This is a genomic window from Rahnella perminowiae, from assembly GCF_019049755.1.
Lineage (GTDB): Bacteria > Pseudomonadota > Gammaproteobacteria > Enterobacterales > Enterobacteriaceae > Rahnella > Rahnella perminowiae.
Window position 1 is genome coordinate 1 of record NZ_JAFMOS010000363.1, and the last position, 5,995, is coordinate 5,995.

The window sequence follows — 5,995 nt, forward strand, 5'->3', positions numbered from 1 at the left end:
ATTTTTCATGAATGCATCATAACGATGGAGCCTCATTGACCAGAATATACTGTCTCAAATGGTATTTATTGTTCTATTTGGTGCTGGTTTTTTTCACAATAATTAGCAAACATCATTGACGTTTTCACAGAGAATAAAATGAAAGACCAAACCCTGCATTATTACGACGCCGAATTACGCTATTTGCGTGATGCGGCAAAAGAGTTTGCACAAACTCATCCTGATCGCGCCGCGATGCTTGATCTCGATAAATCCGGTACACCTGATCCTTATGTTGAACGCCTGTTTGAGGGCTTTGCCTTCTCGATGGGACGGCTACGTGAAAAAATTGATGATGACCTGCCGGAATTTACTGAAGGGCTGGTGAGCATGTTATGGCCGCACTATCTGCGTACCATACCGTCGCTTTCCATTGTGTCGCTGAGCCCGGACGTACCATTGATGAAGATGGCCGAAACAGTGCCCGCAGGTTTGGAAATCTATTCCCGCCCTGTCGGCCCTAAAAATACCGTCTGTCAGTACCGCACTACGCGCGACATGACGCTTAACCCGTTGGCCGTTTCGAAAGTGGTCATGGCGACCGAGCCGGACGGGCGTTCGGTGCTGCGAGTAAGACTAACCTGCAGCACGCAGACTGACTGGTCGCAGGTCGATTTACGTCGTCTGTGTTTTTATCTGGCCGGAGAAGCTCCCGTCAGCAGTGCGCTGCATCTGGCCCTTACCCGCCGTCAGGCAGCGCTGTATATACGCCTGCCTAAACAGGCTGACCGCATCAAACTGGATGGCTGGTTCTCGCCGGGCGGATTTGCGGATGAAGATCTGCTGTGGCCAAAAGGCGAAAGTGCGTTCAGTGGCTATCAGTTGCTGCTGGAATATTTCACCTTCCGCGAAAAATTCATGTTCGTGCATCTAAACGGGCTGGAATCAGTGACCTTGCCCGCAGGGATCGCTCACTTGGATCTGGAGGTGGTTTTCAACAGTCAGTGGCAAAGCGACCTGCCTGTCACCGATGAAGCCATGGCGCTGCATTGTGTGCCGGTGATCAACCTGTTCACACTGGAAGCCGATCCGCTGATTATTAACGGAATGGAAAATGAATATCTGCTGCGGCCGCGCCGGTTACAGGACGGTCATACCGAAATTTATTCTGTCGATTCTGTAACAGGCTCACAGCGAACGTCGGACGCAACCTATGTGCCCTTCACCAGCTTCCGTCATCGCGGCGGCATGCAAAGACGCCATGCGCCGGAGCGTTATTTCCACACTCGCGTAAAACGCGGCGTGACCGGGCTGCATGATACATGGTTGATCCTCGGCGGACAGCAATGGGAAGTCGATCGCGAATTCACCCGCGAGCCCGTCTCCCTGAAAATTACCGGCACTAACGGTCAGTTGCCACGCAAAGCGTTGCAAAGCACTTTGCTTGACCGTTGTGAAGCCGTATTACAGATACCACTGAAAGTCCGAAATCTCAGCAAACCGACGCTGCCCTCCTATCCTCCGGCGGAAGATCACTTCCAGTGGCGGGTGCTCAGCCACCTGGGCTCCAGTTACCTTAATCTGATGAGCAGCGCGAAAGTGTTGCGCGGCACGCTGGAGCTTTACAACTGGCAGAGCGATGAGCTGAACAACCGCCGCCTGGATGCTATTCAGCGGGTACAACACCACCAGATCCAACGTTTTGAGAAAGGTTTTTTGCTGCGCGGCATTGATATCGAAGTCACGCTGGATGGCAACGGCTTTACCGGTGAAGGCGATATTCATCTGTTCGGGGAAATGCTCAACCGCTTCTTTGCGCTTTATGCTGATATCCATTTATTCAATCAGTTAACCCTTATCGTTCAGCCTGCCGGGAAATGTATCCGATGGAAAGAGAATCACAATCAGCGCCTGCCCGGCTGATCGAGCAACTTCAAGATAAACTGCCCTATACCCAGTTTTATCGTTTTTGTCAGTTGCTGGAACAAAGCCAGCCAGATGCCCCGGCGCTGGGCAGCCAATGGCAGGTCAGACACGACCCGGTGCGTTTTCGACCGCATCCGGGGATGGGATTTCCGGCCAGCGAGTTTAAACGGGTGGAAATGCCGGAACATCCGCATCTTCCGCCGACTATCCGTACCACATTTATGGGGCTGTATGGTGTGGAATCACCGCTGCCAACCGCGTATATCGACGACATTACCCAGCGTCGCGACGGTTACGAAGCGGTCAGCGACTTTCTCGATATTTTCAACCACCGGCTGATCACCCAGTATTACCGAATCTGGCGCAAATACTCATATCCCGCCACTTTTACACCCGGCGGGACAGATAAAACCTCGAAATATCTGCTGAGTCTTTGCGGGCTGGGCATAGAAGGATGTGCGCAAGAGATTGCCACGCCGGTTTCCCGCTTTCTGGCGCTCACCAGTATGATGCGGCTGCCGACACGCACCAGCGAAGGCATTATCGCATTGGTTCAGTTGCTGGCACCGGATACACAGGCGCAGATACTGGCGCATGACCGCTGCATTATTCCCCTGCGCAAGCAATTGACCATGAGTGCCAGCGCGCCGGTCAGTATGAGCAGCAGCCCGGTGATGGGGCGCCAGACCGTCGATGTGAACTGTCAGGTTCTGCTGAAACTGACCACTGAAAATCCGGATGAAGCCCGTGAATGGCTTCCGGGTGGCCAGCTTTACACCGATTTGCTGGCGTTGTTGCAGGTGTATCTTGGCTCCCGGTTGCACGTCCGTTTACAACTGTCGGTGTCACGCGCGCTGCTGCCCGATGCAAAACTTTCCTGCCAGCCGGAAAAATCCGGTGTGCTGCTGGGAAGAACCGCAGTGATGCGCAGGTTAAGGATTACATCTGCGACCCAAAATAAAACTGAAGTGATCACTATTAATCTGGGCCGCTATCAGCGCGTTCAGGAAAATCTTCATCGAAGGGAGACTGATGAATATGGCGACTATCGCTGGTAAAACCCGTTTTACATTACTGATGCTGGCAATGGTATCCACACTGGGCGGATGCGGACTGACCCAGAAAGTCAGCGACGGCACCGTCGCCATGACCAAATCCATTTTTTACAAGCAGGTGAAAACGCTGCACCTGGATATTAAGGCGCGCGACGCCATCAACAACAATACTAACGGTGCTCCGCTCTCCACCGTAGTACGCATCTATCAGTTAAAAGATCGCAAAGTGTTTGATGATACTGATTATCCGTCGCTTTTTGCACAAGACAGTCAGGCAATTAACGCCGATCTGCTGGCAGGAAAGGACATCCGGATCCGTCCGGGTTCGGCTGTCACTATCGACACGCCGTTGGATGAAAAAGCACAGTATGTGGCAGTCGCAGGCATGTTCCTGTCGCCAGATATGAAGAACAATACCTGGCGTATCGTGCTGAGCCGAGACGATCTGGATCCGGATAAGGCGCGCCAGATTGAACTCAATAACCAGGGAATGAGTTTGCTGCCGCTGAAGGACAAGTGATATGTCACAACCCTCACTCTACGAAATGCTGCTCGGCAACTTTGCCGGTGGCCTCGATCTGCACAACGTCAGCGAAGAAAATCAGGTGATCCTCTCCGTGCTCGACAACATGCAGCGCATTCTCAACTGTCGCGCCGGAACGCTCAGCCATCTGCCGGATTACGGCCTGCCGGATATGAGTAAAATCCTGCACGGAATGCCCGGCACGGCACATTCACTGCTGGATGTCTTGTCAGAAACCCTGCTGAAATACGAGCCGCGCATCAAAAAGCTGCACGTGATTTTATTGCCACAATCCAGACCAGGGCATCTTGAATATGCCATTGACGCCGAGCTGAAAGAGCTTGGCTTAGTGCGTTTCGGTACGGAATTTATGCCGGAAGGCCGTGTGCTGATGCGCCATATGAAACAGCAGAATTACGTCAGTTAAGGAAAACGATTATGTCGATTGAACGCCAGCTGCGCACCGGGGGTGACCCGCGTGCGCTGGCTGATTACGCCGTTTTACGCGAAGAAATGAGCAAGTTAACCCATCCGGCACGCCCGGATGTGCACTGGCAAAAAGTGGAGCAGTTATGCCTGAACCTGTTCCAGCAAAATGGCATCGAACTGCAAACGGCGTCGTGGTACACACAGGCCAGAACGCGGTCAGCGGGTATGTCAGGATTAAATGAAGGGCTCGCGATCCTCGAAGCATTGCTCTCCCGTCAGTGGACGGGATTATGGCCGCATCCGGCTCACGCGCGGATGGAAATACTCTCCGGCCTGAGCCAGCGTCTGCAACAGACATTGCGCAGCATGACCCTGGATTATCACGATCTGTCGCAGATCTATCAGGCCGAAAAACTGATCAATGCGCTGTGCGAGGTCCTGCAGCGTCTGGAGCTGAAGCATGTCAGCCAACTGGAAGCACTGAGCAGTTTTATGCACGGTGCTGCCGTGAGGCTGGAAAATATGCACGCGGCCAGCGATACGACAATCGTATTACCTGCGGCGGCAACAGAGAACACGGAAAAAAGATGGGCTACGCAAGCCCGCGAGCAGTGGGTGTATGTTGCACAGGCTGAGCCTGCCGAACCACAGGTGACGATTACGCCACCCGCGCCGGTGAAGCATCCGGTGCAATGGAAAGGGTTTATCGCCGGAATCATGGCAACGTTGCTGGCTGGCGGCGGAGTCAGCGCAGCTATCACGGCGTTTTATCATCCGCCCTCCGGTGAACAACTGATGGCGACGCTGCCGGTAATGCCAAAACCGCTGAATGCCCAGACACTGGAAACAATGAAAAACCAGCAGGCTGAAATGTTGCACCGTGAGGCACCGGCGTATCTGGCCGCCATGCAGCAGCAAACGCGCCAGCTCGCCACCTTGTCGCCGCGCTGGGCGCAGGATACCGGGTCACATCTGGTCAGTCAGGCGCTGATGTTATGGCCTGATAATCCGGCGACCGCCGCGCTGGCGAAAAGCTGGGCGCAGCAACTGAACGCCAATGCTGTGCCTTTGGAAAACCTCAGCGGCTGGCAACAGGCCAATACCCAGCTGCAACAACTGGCGGATAAACTCAACGGGCTGGATGAACAACGCGGTAAATACATGACCGTCTCGCAGCTAAAATCCTCCGTTTTTGCCATCCAGCAGGCGCTCAACGGTTCACCGCCGGTAGAAGAATCGCTGCGTAAACTGGCGCAGGACAAACAGCAAAATAAGGATGTTTCACCGCAGTTGGTGATGCAACTGGATAACCAGTTCACGCAGCTGCTGAACCGGTATGTGTTGCTTACTCAAACCTTACCGGCGACCGCCGGTAAAAATGGTCAGGCAGATAACTGACCAATGAATATGGCGACGTGATCAGAAAATGTGATGACGTCGGCCATCTTAAATACAGAGGAAGTATGTCAGCAAAAGAACGGTTCCTGAAAAAACTACAGGACAGCCAGCCCCGCACTGGCTCATTTGAAAATAAAGGTCAGGCGGATATCGCCGAATTCCGGCAGCGGATCACCCTGTTGCAGGAAAACATAGAAGAATGGCTGGAAGGCACCGGTATCCGGGTCGAAAGCACCACCGTCTCGCTGGTTGAATGCCTGATTGGCGGGAAATCGTTCAGCATTCCGGGCATCCGGCTGACCTATGAAGACAGCCAGGTGACCTTCACACCGGTGTTTTTATACGGACAAGGCGTCACGGGCTGTGTGGAAACCAGCCTTTGCACGCAAGGCCGGGTCACTGTTCTGTGCCGGTTATTTATGCGCGCGGGTGAGAACAGAGACTGGACATGGCGTCCCGCGAATCCTTTCACGGCGCAAGAGCGGACGTTTGGCGAAGAGCTCTTTTTTGAACTGATTGAAGGATTATTACCCTGACGCCTTCGGGCGTCTTTTTTTGTCGATCACCCCGATAAAGCGCAGTTCAAATGTAAAAAAATGCTACAAGCATTACCTTCCGGCTGCATTTTTCGTCAAAATCGATGACATAAATTTACATTGCATTAAAAATAAGAATGCGCTGCCAC

The 5,995-nt window shown here is 53.2% G+C and carries 6 protein-coding genes; all 6 read left to right on the forward strand.

Annotated features, from left to right (window positions below; translation table 11 throughout):
- The first annotated feature begins 138 nt into the window (after positions 1–138).
- The 6 genes from tssF (at position 139) to J1785_RS04275 (ending at position 5,846) form a co-directional block, all read left to right on the forward strand.
- A complete protein-coding gene (gene tssF / locus J1785_RS04250) occupies positions 139–1,902 on the forward strand; it encodes a type VI secretion system baseplate subunit TssF (RefSeq protein WP_217218881.1) in 1,764 nt (587 codons plus the stop codon).
- Entirely contained in the window at positions 1,866–2,963 is a 1,098-nt protein-coding gene (gene tssG, locus J1785_RS04255; protein WP_217218882.1) for a type VI secretion system baseplate subunit TssG, read from the forward strand. The genes tssF and tssG overlap by 37 nt, the downstream gene beginning before the upstream one ends.
- A complete protein-coding gene (tssJ, locus tag J1785_RS04260; RefSeq protein WP_377426126.1) occupies positions 2,944–3,480 on the forward strand; it encodes a type VI secretion system lipoprotein TssJ in 537 nt (178 codons plus the stop codon). Before tssG ends, tssJ begins: the two co-directional genes overlap by 20 nt.
- 1 nt (position 3,481) lies before the next feature.
- Positions 3,482–3,910 (forward strand): type VI secretion system baseplate subunit TssE, encoded by a 429-nt coding sequence (gene tssE, locus J1785_RS04265; protein WP_129953505.1) that lies wholly within the window; start codon positions 3,482–3,484, stop codon positions 3,908–3,910.
- An 11-nt stretch (positions 3,911–3,921) separates the two neighbouring features.
- Entirely contained in the window at positions 3,922–5,310 is a 1,389-nt protein-coding gene (locus J1785_RS04270; protein WP_217218883.1) for a VasL domain-containing protein, read from the forward strand.
- A gap of 65 nt (positions 5,311–5,375) precedes the next feature.
- Positions 5,376–5,846, forward strand: coding sequence for a hypothetical protein (locus tag J1785_RS04275; RefSeq protein ID WP_014341618.1), 471 nt, complete (start codon positions 5,376–5,378; stop codon positions 5,844–5,846).
- Positions 5,847–5,995 lie beyond the last annotated feature (149 nt).